General features: G+C 41.0%; 14 protein-coding genes. 3 read left to right on the top strand and 11 right to left on the bottom strand.

Annotation, left to right across the window (positions count from 1 at the left end; genetic code table 11):
* Positions 1-14 precede the first annotated feature (14 nt).
* From ABDZ97_RS16600 to ABDZ97_RS16610, 3 genes are read left to right on the top strand one after another with little or no spacing between them, the layout of a single operon-like run.
* Entirely contained in the window at positions 15-416 is a 402-nt protein-coding gene (locus ABDZ97_RS16600) for a DoxX family protein (protein ID WP_343790486.1), read from the top strand.
* Positions 416-907 carry a glutathione peroxidase gene (locus ABDZ97_RS16605; protein ID WP_343790489.1) on the top strand — a complete coding sequence of 164 codons (492 nt, stop codon included), beginning with the start codon at positions 416-418 and terminating at the stop codon, positions 905-907. Before ABDZ97_RS16600 ends, ABDZ97_RS16605 begins: the two co-directional genes overlap by 1 nt.
* A 2-nt stretch (positions 908-909) precedes the next feature.
* Positions 910-1,356: a MarR family winged helix-turn-helix transcriptional regulator gene (locus ABDZ97_RS16610; RefSeq protein ID WP_343790492.1), complete on the top strand. Its 447-nt coding sequence runs from the start codon at positions 910-912 to the stop codon at positions 1,354-1,356.
* 66 nt (positions 1,357-1,422) lie between these two features.
* On the opposite strand, the gene ABDZ97_RS16615 is transcribed toward ABDZ97_RS16610, so the two are convergent.
* The 11 genes from ABDZ97_RS16615 to ABDZ97_RS16665 all read right to left on the bottom strand — a co-directional run bounded on the left by ABDZ97_RS16615 (position 1,423) and on the right by ABDZ97_RS16665 (position 15,481).
* Positions 1,423-1,869: a GatB/YqeY domain-containing protein gene (locus ABDZ97_RS16615; protein ID WP_343790495.1), complete on the bottom strand. Its 447-nt coding sequence runs from the start codon at positions 1,867-1,869 to the stop codon at positions 1,423-1,425.
* Between the two features lie 12 nt (positions 1,870-1,881).
* Positions 1,882-3,570, bottom strand: a complete 1,689-nt coding sequence (gene ftsZ / locus ABDZ97_RS16620) for a cell division protein FtsZ (RefSeq protein WP_343790498.1) — start codon at positions 3,568-3,570, stop codon at positions 1,882-1,884.
* A 41-nt stretch (positions 3,571-3,611) separates the two neighbouring features.
* On the bottom strand, positions 3,612-4,889 hold the full coding sequence (gene ftsA / locus ABDZ97_RS16625; RefSeq protein ID WP_343790501.1) for a cell division protein FtsA: 1,278 nt from the start codon (positions 4,887-4,889) through the stop codon (positions 3,612-3,614).
* Positions 4,889-5,689: a cell division protein FtsQ/DivIB gene (locus ABDZ97_RS16630; RefSeq protein WP_343790504.1), complete on the bottom strand. Its 801-nt coding sequence runs from the start codon at positions 5,687-5,689 to the stop codon at positions 4,889-4,891. The genes ftsA and ABDZ97_RS16630 overlap by 1 nt, the downstream gene beginning before the upstream one ends.
* Complete coding sequence (gene murC / locus ABDZ97_RS16635) at positions 5,686-7,038, bottom strand: UDP-N-acetylmuramate--L-alanine ligase (protein WP_343790507.1); 1,353 nt, start codon at positions 7,036-7,038, stop codon at positions 5,686-5,688. The genes ABDZ97_RS16630 and murC overlap by 4 nt, the downstream gene beginning before the upstream one ends.
* Complete coding sequence (gene murG / locus ABDZ97_RS16640; RefSeq protein WP_343790510.1) at positions 7,038-8,138, bottom strand: undecaprenyldiphospho-muramoylpentapeptide beta-N-acetylglucosaminyltransferase; 1,101 nt, start codon at positions 8,136-8,138, stop codon at positions 7,038-7,040. The genes murC and murG overlap by 1 nt, the downstream gene beginning before the upstream one ends.
* A 1-nt stretch (position 8,139) precedes the next feature.
* Positions 8,140-9,285: an FtsW/RodA/SpoVE family cell cycle protein gene (locus tag ABDZ97_RS16645; RefSeq protein ID WP_343790514.1), complete on the bottom strand. Its 1,146-nt coding sequence runs from the start codon at positions 9,283-9,285 to the stop codon at positions 8,140-8,142.
* Between the two features lie 103 nt (positions 9,286-9,388).
* Positions 9,389-10,732: a UDP-N-acetylmuramoyl-L-alanine--D-glutamate ligase gene (gene murD / locus ABDZ97_RS16650; protein ID WP_343790517.1), complete on the bottom strand. Its 1,344-nt coding sequence runs from the start codon at positions 10,730-10,732 to the stop codon at positions 9,389-9,391.
* Complete coding sequence (mraY, locus tag ABDZ97_RS16655) at positions 10,732-11,982, bottom strand: phospho-N-acetylmuramoyl-pentapeptide-transferase (protein ID WP_343790520.1); 1,251 nt, start codon at positions 11,980-11,982, stop codon at positions 10,732-10,734. Before mraY ends, murD begins: the two co-directional genes overlap by 1 nt.
* Positions 11,982-13,445: a UDP-N-acetylmuramoyl-L-alanyl-D-glutamate--2,6-diaminopimelate ligase gene (locus ABDZ97_RS16660; protein WP_343790525.1), complete on the bottom strand. Its 1,464-nt coding sequence runs from the start codon at positions 13,443-13,445 to the stop codon at positions 11,982-11,984. Before ABDZ97_RS16660 ends, mraY begins: the two co-directional genes overlap by 1 nt.
* The gene (locus tag ABDZ97_RS16665; RefSeq protein WP_343790528.1) at positions 13,442-15,481 is read right to left on the bottom strand and encodes a penicillin-binding protein; all 2,040 of its coding nucleotides are present in this window, start codon (positions 15,479-15,481) and stop codon (positions 13,442-13,444) included. The genes ABDZ97_RS16660 and ABDZ97_RS16665 overlap by 4 nt, the downstream gene beginning before the upstream one ends.
* Between the last annotated feature and the right edge of the window lie 9 nt (positions 15,482-15,490).

A 15,490-nucleotide genomic window follows, 5' to 3' on the forward strand; every position in this document is an offset into this window, starting at 1 on the left:
ATAAATTAATTAATATGAACCGCTTTACATTACAATTTATCTTCCGGTTACTACTAGGTGCTGCTCTCGTCTATGCGGGAACAGGTCATCTCACTTTTCTGCGTTCAGAATTTCAGGCACAGGTTCCACAATGGCTTCCTATGAATACGGATCTCGTAGTTATACTTTCCGGTGTCGTAGAGATTGTACTGGGACTATCCCTATTAGTAGGAGGGAAATACAAACAAACTGTAGGTTGGATAACAGCTCTGTTTTTTATAGCCGTGTTCCCAGGGAATATTGCACAATACCTTAACGGAGTTGACGCATTTGGTCTGGATACCGATCAGGCACGATTGATCCGCTTGTTTTTTCAACCTGTTCTCGTAGTTTGGGCGCTGTGGTCAACCGGAATTTTAACTAAAAAAATAAACTAATGAAAACTGATTTCTATTCATTCGATGCAACAACTCTCCAGGGAAAAAAAATCAACATGGAAGAGTTTAAAGGAAAAACAATTTTAGTTGTAAATACAGCTAGTAAATGTGGTTTTACTCCTCAACTGGAAGGATTGGAGGATATGTACAAAAAACATGCAGATCAGGGATTGGTCATCCTCGGATTTCCATGTAATCAATTTGGTAATCAGGAACCGGGAGACGAAGAGTCTATCGCAGAAGGATGTGTAATCAATTACGGTGTTACCTTTCCGATGTTCGCTAAGATTGAAGTTAATGGTCCTAATACACACCCCTTGTTTGGATTTCTTAAATCAAAATTAGGTGGATGGTTTGGAAGCCGGATCAAATGGAATTTTACTAAATTTCTTATCGATAGTAACGGGAAACCCATCAAGCGATTTTCCCCCATTACCAAACCTGAGGCAATTGAAGCATACATTCAGAAGCATCATTTATTAAATGCGTAGTTATGAAATATGAACAGTTAAAACTGGATAACCAGATCTGTTTTCCTTTATATGCGGCTTCCCGATTGGTGATAAGAGAATACCAACCTATGCTGGACAAACTGGGAATTACCTATCCTCAGTATCTGGTACTCCTTGTACTTTGGGAACAAAATGGTCAACCGGTAAATGATATTGCAAAGAAGTTAATTTTGAATACCAATACCATTACCCCTTTACTTAAACGTTTGGAAACACAGGGGATCGTTACAAGAGAACGATCTAAAGAAGATGAGCGTAAAGTAATTGTTTTACTTACCGAAAAGGGGAAAGCACTACAGGATGAAGCTTCCTGTATTCCCATGCAATTAGCAGCAGGAATGCAGGCTACTGATGTCACAACAGAAGATTTAGCTGAACTCAAAAATCAATTGCACGCTTTTATAGATTTCATGAAGAAAAAGGCATAAAAAAAACGGAGGTTCTAACCTCCGTTTTTTTGGTAACAATAAACTAACCTGCATCAAATTGACAGACTACTTTGCCAATTCTTCTTTTACAAGTGTGGAAATGACCTTTCCGTCAGCTTTTCCGGCTAACTCTTTAGAAAGCGGCCCCATTACCTTACCCATATCCTGTGGTCCTGTAGCACCTACCTGAGCAATTTTTTCACGAACAGCAGCACGTATTTCATCCTCTGACATCATCTCCGGCATATATGCTTTTATGATTTCAGCCTGCAACAATTCTTCCGCAGCAAGATCTTCACGTCCCTGTTCTTTGTACAACTCGTATGTTTCAATACGTTGTTTGTACAACTTCATGATAACTTTTGTCTCCACTTCTTCCGTTACTTCACCAGCTCCTGATGTCGCCTCAAGTAAAAGTTTAGACTTAATATCACGCAATGCAGCAAGCTTCTCTTTCTCCTTTGCGAGCATTGCCTGTTTAATATCGTTGTTAATCTTTTCTGTTAATCCCATTTCCTTTTTCTATTAATCTACGTTGTCGTGTAAGAATGAATTATTCCCCCGCAAATCAGACTTTCCTTCTTCATCACTTCCAAATAATCCGAATCTGGATACACTCGACTCAGATGAATGTGGCGTATCATCCAACGTTATATTTCTACGCATAAAAGCAGGCTCTTTTTCCAGCTCCGAAATACCATCCGGTTTTTTCAGCTTACTGGTATACTCACGAATACGCATCATTCGCTCCTCTGCTTTTCGTTGTTGTTCTTCCGGAGAAAGTCCTGTTTCAACACTCTCCGTGTTTTCAACTTTTGCTTCCAGATCATCCTCCAACACGTAACGCGTTACTTTTTCTTCTTTCTGACTTTCTGTTTCCGAAGGTTTTTCGAAGCTCACTTCCTCAGTGATTTCGTTTTTCACTTCCCAGTCAAATGAAATTGATGCCTGCGAATCTTCTTCTTTCTCTGTATCTTCATGAACAGAAGTAAAAGTTTCCTCTTCTTCATCAAGGCTATAAAAAACCTGTTGTTGTTTTGGTTCTTCTTCTAACTTTGGCTCTTCAGCTACTTCATTTTCAACAGTAGTATTTACCTCCTGCTCACTCACCACCTCTTTTTTCAAAAAAGGCATTTCTTCCACCTCTTTCTGCGGTTCTTCTACCGGAGTTGACATCGGTGTTTTAATCTCTGCTTTGGCTTCTTCCTCCAGTTTACGGAATGTTTTTTCCGGAGCTTTTTCAAAACCCGTTACCGGAGAGGAATTAAAACCCGTTGCAATCAGTGTCACGCTAATACCATCTCCAAGAGAAGTATCCTGACCATGTCCCCAGATCACATCTGCTGTTGAACCTGCTTCATCCTGGATATAATCCGTAATATCCGCAATTTCATCCATCAGCACCTCCTTATCACCATACGTAATGTTCAACAATACGTATTGCGCACCAGCAATATCATTATCATTCAACAATGGAGAAGAAAGCGCTCGTTGTACTGCCTCTATTGCACGGTTTTCACCTTCAGCCATTGCTGATCCCATGATAGCCACACCACTATTACGCATAACCGTGTTAACATCATTAAAGTCAACATTAATAGCTCCGGTTACCGAAATCACTTCTGCAATTCCTTTTGCAGCAGTAGTAACTACATCATCTGCCTGTGCAAAGGCATTCCCCAGGCTAAGGTTCCCATACATCTCACGCAAACGCTCATTGTTAATAACCAACAAGGTGTCTACATTCTGACGCATTTCTTCAAGACCTGCTTCGGCTTGCTGTCTTCTCTTTCTTCCTTCGAAATTGAAAGGAACAGTAACAATACCTACGGTAAGTATTCCCAGATCTTTGGCAAGCTTCGCAATAACCGGCGCAGCACCTGTACCTGTTCCACCACCCATTCCGGCAGTTACGAAGACCATTTTTGTATTCTTTTCAAGAACTTCTTTGATCTCCTCAATATTTTCAATTGCGGCATTCTTTCCTATTTCAGGAATAGACCCCGCTCCTCTACCTTCAGTCAGACTTGGTCCTAACTGAATTTTTACGGGAATCGGAGACATCTCCAAAGCCTGACAATCAGTATTACATACTACATAGTCAACTCCTTTAATTCCCATACTAAACATATGGTTTACGGCATTGCTACCTCCACCCCCAACTCCGATCACTTTGATAATCGAAGATTGTCCTTTTGGCATATCAAATTCCATACGATTCAGGTTTTTTACTGTTTATTGTTGTCTATTGTTTCTTATTCCTCTTCTTCAAACCATTTCACCCCTTTGGTGATCAACTTCTCAAAGAAACTTCCTTTGGTTCTCTTCGAATGCGTTTTTATAGTACTTGAAGCATGTGTCATGGACTCCCGCTCCATTTTCTGGAATCCTTTGATCACCAAACCAATCCCGGTTGCATAAATCGGGCTAGTCAGGTTATCAATATTCGGAGATGGTGCCAGATGCTCGTTCGGATATCCCACACGTGTATCCATTCCGGTAATGTATTCGAACAATTGTGTTACGTGCTTTAATTGCGCACCCCCACCCGTTACCACTATTCCTCCGATCAATCTCTTTTCGTAACCTGAATTACGGATTTCATAGTGTACATGTTCGATAATTTCCTCCATACGTGCCTGAATGATACTCGCCAGATTCTTCACAGAGATCTCTTTTGGTTCGCGACCTCTCAATCCCGGAATACAAACGATTTCGTTATCCTGACTTTCGCTTGCCAAAGCAGAACCAAATTTTTGTTTCAACAACTCTGCCTGACGCTTCATTATCGTACATCCTTCTTTGATATCTTCAGTAATCACGTTTCCTCCAAAAGGAATTACAGCTGTATGTCGAATAATTCCTTCATGGAAAATAGCCACATCTGTAGTACCACCACCGATGTCTACCAAAACAACACCTGCTTCTTTTTCTTCATCAGAAAGTACAGCCTCAGAAGAAGCCAAAGGTTCAAGAATCATCTCATCTACCGTAAGCCCTGCTTTATCCACACATTTTTTAATATTCTTTGCTGCGGAAATTCGTCCTGTGATGATATGGAAGTTTGCCTCCAGACGCACACCGGAAATACCAATCGGGTTTTTGATCCCCTGGTCACCATCCACAATGTACTCCTGAGGAAGAACGTGAATAATTTCTTCACCCGGCTCCATTACGAGCTTGTACATGTCATCAATCAGGGCATCAATATCGATTTGCGAAATTTCGTCTTCATTGGATTTACGTGTCAGAATACCCCGGTGCTGCAAACTTTTGATATGTTGCCCTGCAATACCAACATTCACCACATTGATCTCAAGGCTTCCCTCAACTCTCTCCTGCGCCTCACGGACAGCAGTCACTATCGACTGAACTGTCTGTTCAATATTTGATACAACACCACGTTTCACACCTAATGACTCGCTGCGTCCCATGGAAAGAATTTCTATTTTTCCATGTTCCGTTCTGCGACCAACAAAGCAGGCAATCTTTGTGGTTCCGATATCCAGTCCTACTACAATTTCATTCGACATTACAAACTCCTTTTGGTGCAAACTATTTGTTTCTTAAACTTCAAATTTATTGTCTCATATTTCCCCCATCCGGCAAATGGCATTGCCTCACGGTAAAAAATCTTTAACTTATCAAATCGTTCTTTAATAACCGCTTCATCATCAATCTTTCCAAAAACGATTTGCTGCATTCCTACTCTCGGAATCAACACAAAATCACCATTTTCTTCAATATGGATCTGGGTGATTTGAGCGTGCAAGAAGGCATCATTACAAACATAGTTTGTTATTGCATAGATCTGAGGCAGAAGACTAATACTTTTCAAACTGTCATTGTTAATTATTTCGTTTATATCCGGGTCATACAGCTTATCTCTAACCTTTCCTGTAACCGGAATTACACGTGCTGTATAGATCGGTGACAAAGGCATTTTTTTTCCTTTGTCGTCCAGATAATAGCTTTCTCCACGGGTATTAAAGACCCGTGCAACCGGTCTCCGGATCTTTCCTGAAATGGTCCACTCGCCACTTAAAGACGCATAGACTTTAGCCTCCTCAATTTCAGGCATTTCAACCAAAACCTGCTCAATAAATCCGGTATTCAGTTCTTTACGCTGAATGGATTCAATTTTAATTCCTTTTTTTACCAGTCGCTCCTTTACATCTTCTGAGCTTAAAAAGACATTGTCTTGTGGTGTTTCAAGAACAATTTCCGGAAAATCCATTACACGCTCTTCGTGTGACTTCTTTGTAAATCGCATAGCAATAATCACTCCTATACAGAAAAGTCCCCAACCGATGTATTTAAGATTTGCTTTCATATCAGCCTTTCTCTTAGGGGTTGTACAATTCGGTCAATATCTCCTGCACCAATTGTCAGTAAAACGTCCCAATCAGATTTGGTCACGTACTCTATCGCTGCATCCGGAGACAACACCTGTCCCTTATCGCCTGACACTTGCCCCACTAAAGCTTCACTTGTAATCCCTTCTATGGGAAGTTCACGAGCCGGATAAATAGGAAGGACTATCAACTCATCTAATTCGGAAAGTGAACGGGCAAATTCAGGCATAAAATCACGTGTTCTACTGAATAAATGCGGCTGAAAGATTCCCAAAACACGCTTTTCCGGATACAACAAACGGATCGAGGACAAAAGAGCCTTGATTTCCGTCGGATGATGTGCATAATCATCTATATAAACCCTGTTCGGTTCTTTAATGATGTACTCAAAGCGTCTTTTGACACCTTTAAATGACTGCAACCCTTCTATAATTGCCTCTTTTGAGACTCCAAGTTCCAGGCTAACCCCAATCACTGCCAATGCATTCTCAGCGTTATGAATCCCGGGAACACCCAATATTACATTTTGCCACACTTCATCGTACACACGTATCTCCATACGAAATGTACCTGCTTCGTACCGCAAATTCATCCCCTGAATGTCTGCTTCTCTGCTTAACCCATAACGAATCTGTTTACAAGCAGAAGGCAATTGAATGGTATCATGTATAAGCAAAAAACCCTCAGGATCAATTTTATTGATATACAATTCAAATCCTTCCAGCAATGCCGAAGCACTTTCGTATATATCAAGATGATCTGCATCTACCGCCGTAAGCACTCCTCCAAAAGGATGCAACTGTAAAAAGGATCGATCAAACTCATCCGCCTCGACAACACTGATATCGGAAGAAGAATCTAACAACAAGTTGGTCCCGTAGTTGCTACTGATTCCTCCGAGAAAAGCATTACAACCAATACTCTGATGCAGTACATGCGCTAACATTGTACTAGTCGTTGTCTTACCGTGTGTTCCTGCCACACCAATTCCTTTCGTATACCGGGTAATGTATCCCAGCATCTGCGCCCGTTTCATCATTACATACCCCATATCTCTAAGAGCTTCTAACTCTCCGAAATCTGTGGGAACAGCGGGGGTATAGATAACAATTGTCGATGTTTTGTCTAGCTTTCCGACAACTGCTTCTCCCCAATCCTCAAAATGTATATCGATTCTCTCTTTTTGTAATGTATCTGTAAGTGGAGATGGAGTTTTATCATAACCGGACACCTTCTTCCCCATCGCATTAAAATATCTTGCCAATGCAGACATACCGATACCTCCGATACCGATAAAATAGACGCTATGTACTTCTTTCAGATCCACTATATCACGTTGATAATTTCCTGTACAATATCCTGCGTTGCATTTGGCTTCGCCAGAGTTTCAATAGCATCACTCAATCCTATCTGCGCTTCCGAATCTCCTGCAAGCTGTAAAATTTCATTCGCTAATACACTCCGGGCTTCAGTATCTTTCACTAATCTGGCTGCCCCTTTGTTCACTAATGCCATAGCATTTTTTGTCTGGTGATCTTCTGCCACATTCGGTGACGGAACAAGAATCACCGGTTTTTTTACCAGGCAAAGTTCAGACACCGAGATCGCTCCTGCTCTTGAGACAACAATGTCCGCTGCCGCATACGCCAAATCCATTTCAAAAATGAAAGGGTTTAACCATACACCATCCGGTAAACGATCCTTCCATTTATTCAATAGAGCATCTGCATAGTATTTACCACACTGCCAGATTACCTGAATATTATTTTCGGCAAGCTTCTGGACACTTTCATCCATTGCATCATTTAATGTTTTGGCTCCCAGACTTCCTCCGATTACCAAAACGGTTTTCTTCGCTTCCGACAACCCAAAATGCGCAAATGCTTTATCCTTCTTCCCTTCAATTTTTGTCACTTCAAGCCGAACCGGATTCCCTGTAACTGCAATCTTTGAAGGAGGAAAAAATCTTTCCAACCCCTCATAAGCAACACATATTTTAGCTGCTTTTGCAGCCAGCCATTTGTTGGTTTTGCCAGGAAATGAATTCTGTTCCTGAATGACAGTAGGTATTTTAAGTGCATTCGCCATTTGCAAGGTGGGTCCTGAAGCATATCCTCCAACACCAATAGCTACCTGTGGATCAAATTCTTTCACAACTTTTCTTGCTTTCATCAGGCTTGAAAGCAATTTAAAAGGCAATACTAAGTTTTGTACTGTGATCCTACGCTGTAACCCTGCGATAGGCAGCCCTACAATTTTATATCCGGCAGCAGGCACTTTTTCCATTTCCATTTTTCCCTCTGCACCAACAAAAAGAATATCGCACTGCGGAAACTTTCTTTTTATTTCATCTGCAATAGCAATAGCCGGAAAAATATGTCCTCCGGTTCCTCCACCACTTATTATTACGCGTTTCAGTTCTTTCATTCTATGCTTCTTTTACTTGTTGCGACCGCGCTACACTCTGGATAATCCCCAGTGAAACACATACCATTACCAAAGCAGACCCTCCCATTGCCAAAAAAGGCATGTTCTGTCCCGTAACCGGGAAAATACCCGTACACACCAACATATTTACAGATGCCTGTGTAATCAAAATCAAACCGATTCCAACACACAAATAGACTTCAAAAAGTCGCTCGGATTTCAGACCAATTCGAATTATCCGAAACAACAAAATCAAGTATGTCAGAATAAGACCAACAGCACCAATAAGACCAAATTCCTCAACAAAACTGGAATAGAAAAAATCTGCGTATGCCTCTGCTGTATAGAGCTTGAGTTTTCCTTTACCCGGGCCCACTCCACTAACTCCGCCATTGTGTATCGCTAACTCAGCATTAATTGACTGCGCATTTGTCAATACATCTTTCTCTTCTGCTGCCCGATTCAGAATCCGGTTTTCCCAGGTTTCGTAACGCGGAAGGATATTCAGATCCGGAGCTGCCTTATGCAAAGCAACCATCAATCCTCCAGCTACGATTCCACCGCCTATCAGGGTAAGAATCATCTTCAAGCGGACCTGTCCGATAAACATAATAACCAACGCAATAGCAAAAATAATGGCTGCTGTAGAAAAGTTATCTTTTGCAATCAACGCAACTATCAATAAAACAGGCCATATAACCGGCCAGAATCCTTTTTTCCAATCATGCAAAACATCTTTCTTCTTGACCAAAAGCCTAGACAGATATATAATTAAGGCTAATTTGGCAAAATCAGAAGTCTGAAACGTCAGTGATATAATCGGTATTCTGATCCATCGACTGGCATTATTTACCGTAACACCAAAGAAGAAAGTAAATATCAATAAGGCTATTGACAGGTAAAAAATAAATCTTGCCAGACGGGAAAGCAGAACGGGACTTTGCTTATGCACCCAAAACATCAACCCAAAACCAATGATTACATATACGAAATGCTTGAAAAGGTATTTAAACGGTGTCCCTCCTTCAGTTTTCACCAAAATAGGAACAAAACTATAGACCGTTATTAATGAAAAAGCGAGCATAAGGATTGTTAAAATCCAAATAGCCTTATCCCCTTCCAAATATTTTAATACACTCTTTACCATTAGCTGTTACAGCTTCTACTTTTAGAAATACACACAAGAATTCTCTTTTGTGATGATCTATTCATCGCACAGATTTCATCCCCGTGATTATACGTCGATATCATTAAAGAGCTCGTACAGCTGTCTTAAATTGATTTCCTCTATCCTCGTAGTTTTCGAATAAATCAAAACTTGCGCAAGCAGGAGAAAGTAAAACCGTTTCTTCTTTAGCTGCCAATCGATATCCAAAAGCAACTGCTTCTTCGGACGAAGAGGCTTCGACAATGGTAGGAACCACCGATTTAAACGTCTCAATGATTTTTGAGTTATCTGTTCCCAGGCAAATGATCGCTTTCACTTTCTCTTTTACCAAATCAATTAGTTCTGAGTAATCATTTCCTTTATCAACACCACCTACTATCCAAACAGTTGGTTTCTCCATACTCTCCAGTGCATACCAGGTAGAGTTTACATTGGTCGCTTTTGAATCGTTAATAAATTCAATTCCGTTTACCCGCGCCACAAACTCAAGTCGGTGCTCTACGTTTTGAAAATCGGACAAACTCTCGCGCACAATTTCCTTTCTGATTTCCAGAATTCTTCCTGCAATCCCTGCAGCAAGGGAATTTTGGGTATTGTGCTTACCCTTCATTGCTAAATCGTGAATAGACATAGTGAACTGGTCTTTAATTATAATTGTTATTTGTTTGCTATCTGAAAAGCCGCCAAAACTGACCGGCTGTTTTATTGAGAAAGGGACACAATTTGTTTCCGGCTTTCTCTTTTTTATCTCGCTTGTAATGATCGGATCGTCCATATTGTATATGAACCAACTATCATGATCCATGTTTTGTAGAATTCTGAACTTAGAATTCACGTAGTTCTGCATTTCATAATTGTACCGATCCAGGTGGTCAGGAGTAATATTCAACAGAACCGAAATTGTAGGTTTAAATTCAAACATTCCGTCCAACTGAAATGAACTCAGCTCAAGAACAAACCATTCTCTGTCTTTTTCTGCCACCTGACGAGCATAACTCGTACCAACATTCCCTCCTAACCCGGCATCAAACCCTGCTTTCTTCAGCAGATGATGGATTAATAAGGTTGTTGTCGTCTTTCCATTACTTCCTGTAATACATATCGTCTTAGCTGCTGAATAATATCCTGCAAATTCAATTTCCGAAACCACCGGAATATTCTTTTCTCGAAGCGCTACTACCAAGGGTGCTGTATCAGGAATCCCCGGACTTTTCACAACCAAATCAGCTGTTAAAATTTCAGACTCAGAATGCTTCCCTTCTTCAAAAGGAATGGAATTCTCTTCCAACTCCTTCTTAAAGGCAGCCTTAATCTGTCCGCGATCAGAAACCAGTACTTTATTACCAAACTTTACAGCCAGTAATGCTGCGCCGACCCCACTCTCACCGGCACCCAAAACAACGATATGACTATTTGTATAGCGCACTATCTCAATTTCAGTGTTACGATACTTATTACTGCCAACAGAATTCCTACAATCCAGAAACGGGCTACAATTTTTGCTTCATGCATACCTAACTTCTGGTAGTGGTGATGGAGCGGAGCCATTTTGAAAATACGCCGCCCATCTCCAAATTTTTTCTTGGTGTATTTGAAATACCCCACCTGCAGCATCACTGACAGGTTTTCGATCAGGAAAATTCCACACAATACAGGAATCAACAATTCTTTACGGATGGAAATGGCAAAAACAGCAATCATCCCTCCTAGTGCAAGACTACCCGTATCTCCCATGAACACTTGCGCCGGGTAAGCATTGTACCACAAAAATCCAATACAAGCCCCCACGAAAGCAGCAATAAAAATCACCATCTCTTCCGCCATAGGGATATACATCACATTGAGGTAATCTGCGAAGCGGGCATTGGAACTAACATAGGCAAAGACAGCCAAAGCGATACCAATAATTGCAGAAGAGCCTGTGGCCAATCCATCCAGACCGTCCGTCATATTAGCTCCATTTGAAACGGCAATCACGATAAAGATTACGATCGGAATGAACCAAAGCCACCCCCAGTTTGTGCTATGATCCCCTCCAAGCCAGTTGTAATTGAACTCGTTGTTTTTAACAAAAGGAATGGTAGTGGTCATGTCTTTGGTACGAATCCACTTAAATGTTTTATTTTCCTCAAGAGAAGTATCATGAAAATGAGATACTTCCATTTCATTCGTCTGAAGCACGTAATCTTTAGGAACTTTTTTATGCACCTGCACATCGGGATGAAAATACAGTATGGACCCGACGATCACTCCCACTCCGATTTGTCCGATTACTTTAAACTTCCCTTTTAACCCTTCTTTATTCTTCTTAAAAACTTTAATGTAATCATCCAGAAACCCAATCAACCCTAACCACACGGTTGAAATCAACATGGTAATAACATAGACGTTATCCAGTTTAGCAAACAATATGGTCGGGATAAGAATTGCACTCAGGATAATGACACCTCCCATTGTCGGGGTTCCTTCTTTTTCCTTTTGCCCCTTCAGGCCCAGATCACGCACTGTTTCACCAATCTGCAATTTTCTCAGATAGTTAATGATTCTGCTTCCGAAAACAATTGATACTATTAGCGAAAAAATCAGTGCCATTCCGGCACGAAACGAAATGTAGTCGAACAATCCCGCTCCGGGGAAGTCTAATTCATCCAGGTATTCAAATAAATAGTACAGCATTATTTCTCCAGTTTTATAAATAGTTCGTTAACAATTGCTTTATCGTCAAAGTCGTGTTTCACTCCGTTTATCTCCTGATAGGTTTCATGCCCTTTCCCTGCAACCAGAATTATATCTCCCGGTTCAGACAAACTAATGGCCGTCTTTATAGCTTCTTTGCGATCAGTAATGGAAATTGTCTTTTTAAAATTATGACCTCCCACTCCTGCCATCATATCTTCAATAATAGCAGCCGGATCTTCTGTTCTCGGATTATCTGAAGTCAGAATAACGCGATCTCCCATTTCACACGCTATTTCAGCCATCTTCGGTCGCTTGGTTTTATCTCTGTCTCCACCACAACCAACGACTGTAAAGACCGTTTCGTTTCCCGTTCTGATATTTGCGATGGTTTTCAGTACATTCTCCAGTGCATCCGGCGTGTGCGCATAATCAATAATCGCAGTAACACCTGTTTTACTTACCGTATATTCAAACCGCCCGTTGACCGATCCCAACTTGCTCATTTCAGTAAGTACTTCTATTTTATCTTGTCCCAATAATTGACTTACCGCAAAAACTGCGAGTAAATTGTAGGCATTAAAATCTCCGATCAGTTTAGTCCAGACTTCTGTTCCATCAATAGAAAGTACCAATCCACTGAACTGATTCTCCAGCACCCTTAATTTATAATCCGCCATTGACCGGATTCCATACGTACTCTTTTTTGCCAGCGTGTTCTGGAGCATCACACTACCATTTTTATCATCGGCATTTGTCAAAGCAAAAGCGGATGACGGAAGCTGATCAAAGAATGCCTTTTTCGCCTGGATATATTCTTTAAATGTTCCGTGATAATCCAGATGATCGTGCGTAATATTTGTAAACACCGCTCCCGAAAACCTAAGTCCTGCTATTCTATTCTGATGAATTGCATGCGAACTCACTTCCATAAAACAATATTCACAACCTTCTTCCACCATTTTCGCTAACAGCGTATTCAAAGCAATCGGATCGGGCGTCGTATGTGTCGAAGGAATATCTTCATCGCCAATTTTATTAACAACCGTCGAAAGGAGTCCTGACTTATAACCCAAGCCTGAAAACAGCTGATGCAACAGTGTTGTCGTTGTCGTTTTTCCGTTTGTTCCTGTAACTCCAACCAGTGTAATTTTTTCAGAGGGGTTATCGTAAAAATTAGAAGCAATTATTCCCAATGCTCTGGAAGAGTTTTCTACCACATAGTAATTTACTCCTTCCACTACATCAATAATTTTTTCGCAAATAATAGCCCGACATCCGGCAGCAATTGCACTCCCGATATAATCATGACCGTCATTCGCCACACCCTTAACAGCAACAAAAAGAGTTCCTTCCACCGCTTTTCTCGAATCAAAAACCACTTCCCCGACTTCGTAATCAGTGGTTCCTGTCACCTCTTTCAATGCAACTCCGTATACTATTTCTCTGACCTTTTTCATCATCTCAATTCCAGCTTTATCACCCCTCCTGCGGGAGATTTCACTCCCGGCATAATAGATTGGTGAACGACATGTCCTGTACCGGACACTTCAACATACAACCCCTCGTTCCCCAACAGGTACAATGCGTCTTTCAATCCCATTCCTACGACATTAGGAACCAGTCCTTTTACCACTTCTCTTTTATTCAGTTCGACAAACTTTTCCTTAGCAGTTGTCGAAACCCAATCGTTTCCACTGTTCTTTTTCTTTTTAATGTGCAGGTTATTCAAGATCATATCTAAATCTCCGCTATGTCCATCCAACGAAGGTGGTGTAACCTGCGCCAGTAATTGCTGTTCATTTATAGCTTTCTGGTACTTCAGGTGAGTTGAATACACTTTGTTTGCAATAGCTGAGAAAACAGTCCCCGAAACCTTTGACCCGTAAATATTCCTCGATGGAGCTGCAATTACTACGATACATGAATAAATGGGATCATCTGCAGGAAAATATCCACAGAATGACGCCTGGTGCTTTAACCCTTCTTCACTATCAGGTCCTGCATCCAATCGTGAAGTACCTGTTTTTCCTGCGATCTTAAAATTCGCGGATTGCAAACTCTTCCCTGTTCCGTTTTCCACGACCCCTTCCAGACATGCTTTCAGAATATTGATTGTATTTTCTGAACAAATATTCTGTCGCAATACCACCGGATCAAATTCCTTTTCAACAATTCCGTTTTTGCGGATCTGACTCACAAACTGCGGCTTCATAACAGTCCCGTTATTAGCCACAGCATTATAAAACGTCAATGTCTGGAGTGGTGTTAACTGTATTTCATAGCCTATTGACATCCAGGGAATAGAAATCTTTGACCAGCTTGGGTCACCCGGTTGGTACATGGTTGGTTCTGGTTCTCCTGCAATTTCAAGCCCTAACGACTCACTAAGCCCAAATGAACGAAGGCGATCCACAAACTTCATAGGATCATCTTTGTATGCCTCATCCACTACTCTTGCAATTACATTTGACGAAAGTTCAAATGCTCTTTTTATACTAATCCATCCGTATGCGCGGTTTCCTGTATCATGCAATTTGGCATTATAAAAATTAAATACTCCTGTAGCCTTAACCGTATCTTCAATGTTTATTTTGCCATCCTCTAATAATGCCATAAGAGAAGCTAACTTTATTGTTGATCCGGGGTAACTTTTTAGTCCTACAGCAAAATTGTATGTCTCAAAATATGCCCCTGACTCCGTTCTCTGTAGATTTGCAATAGCCTTGATTTTTCCTGTTTTCACTTCCATCACAATAACAGAACCATGTCGGGCATTTTCACTGATCAATTGGTTCATCAGTTCATTCTCCGCTACTTCCTGAATATCTTTATCTATAGTTGTAACGATATCTGATCCGTCTACTGTTTCTTTCAATATTGATCCGGTAGGTTTCAAACCTGTTTCCAAACGCTGCTTTAATTCAATCCCCTGCTCTCCGGCAAGCACTTCATCATACGCAGCTTCCAAACCTACCCGCACATCTTCGTTCACATATCCTAAAGTCCGGTGTGCAAGAATTCCGTGAGGACGTTTCCGAACGATCGTTTCTATATTATCGATTATCCCGCCTTTATTTCTCCCTTCCCGGAAAATCGGAAATGTCCGGAGCTTTTTCCTTTCTTCATTCGTCGCTTTTCTGCGGATCAAAAGAAAACGATTACCTGAAGCACGCGCTTTTCTGATCATCTCAGCATATCCACGTGAAGATTTTTCAGGATACACTTTGCTCAACATCAAAGCCAATGAATCCAAATCCTTATCAAAGATTTCTTTTTTCACAACAGTAGGATCCATTCGAATCTCATAAAAAGAAACAGATGTAACCAATGGATTTCCTTTATCATCCAAGATCTGCCCTCTGCGCGATTCGATAGGTACCTCCACCATTTTTATCCGCTCAGATTCTCCCACAAGGATATTATCTCTCCCTTCAACCTGGATCATAACCGTTTTGACCAACACGGTAAGCATGATGAGTACAAACCCGAAATACATCAGGTACAC

This window comes from Wandonia haliotis (genome assembly GCF_039523435.1).
GTDB classification, from domain to species: domain Bacteria; phylum Bacteroidota; class Bacteroidia; order Flavobacteriales_D; family Crocinitomicaceae; genus Wandonia; species Wandonia haliotis.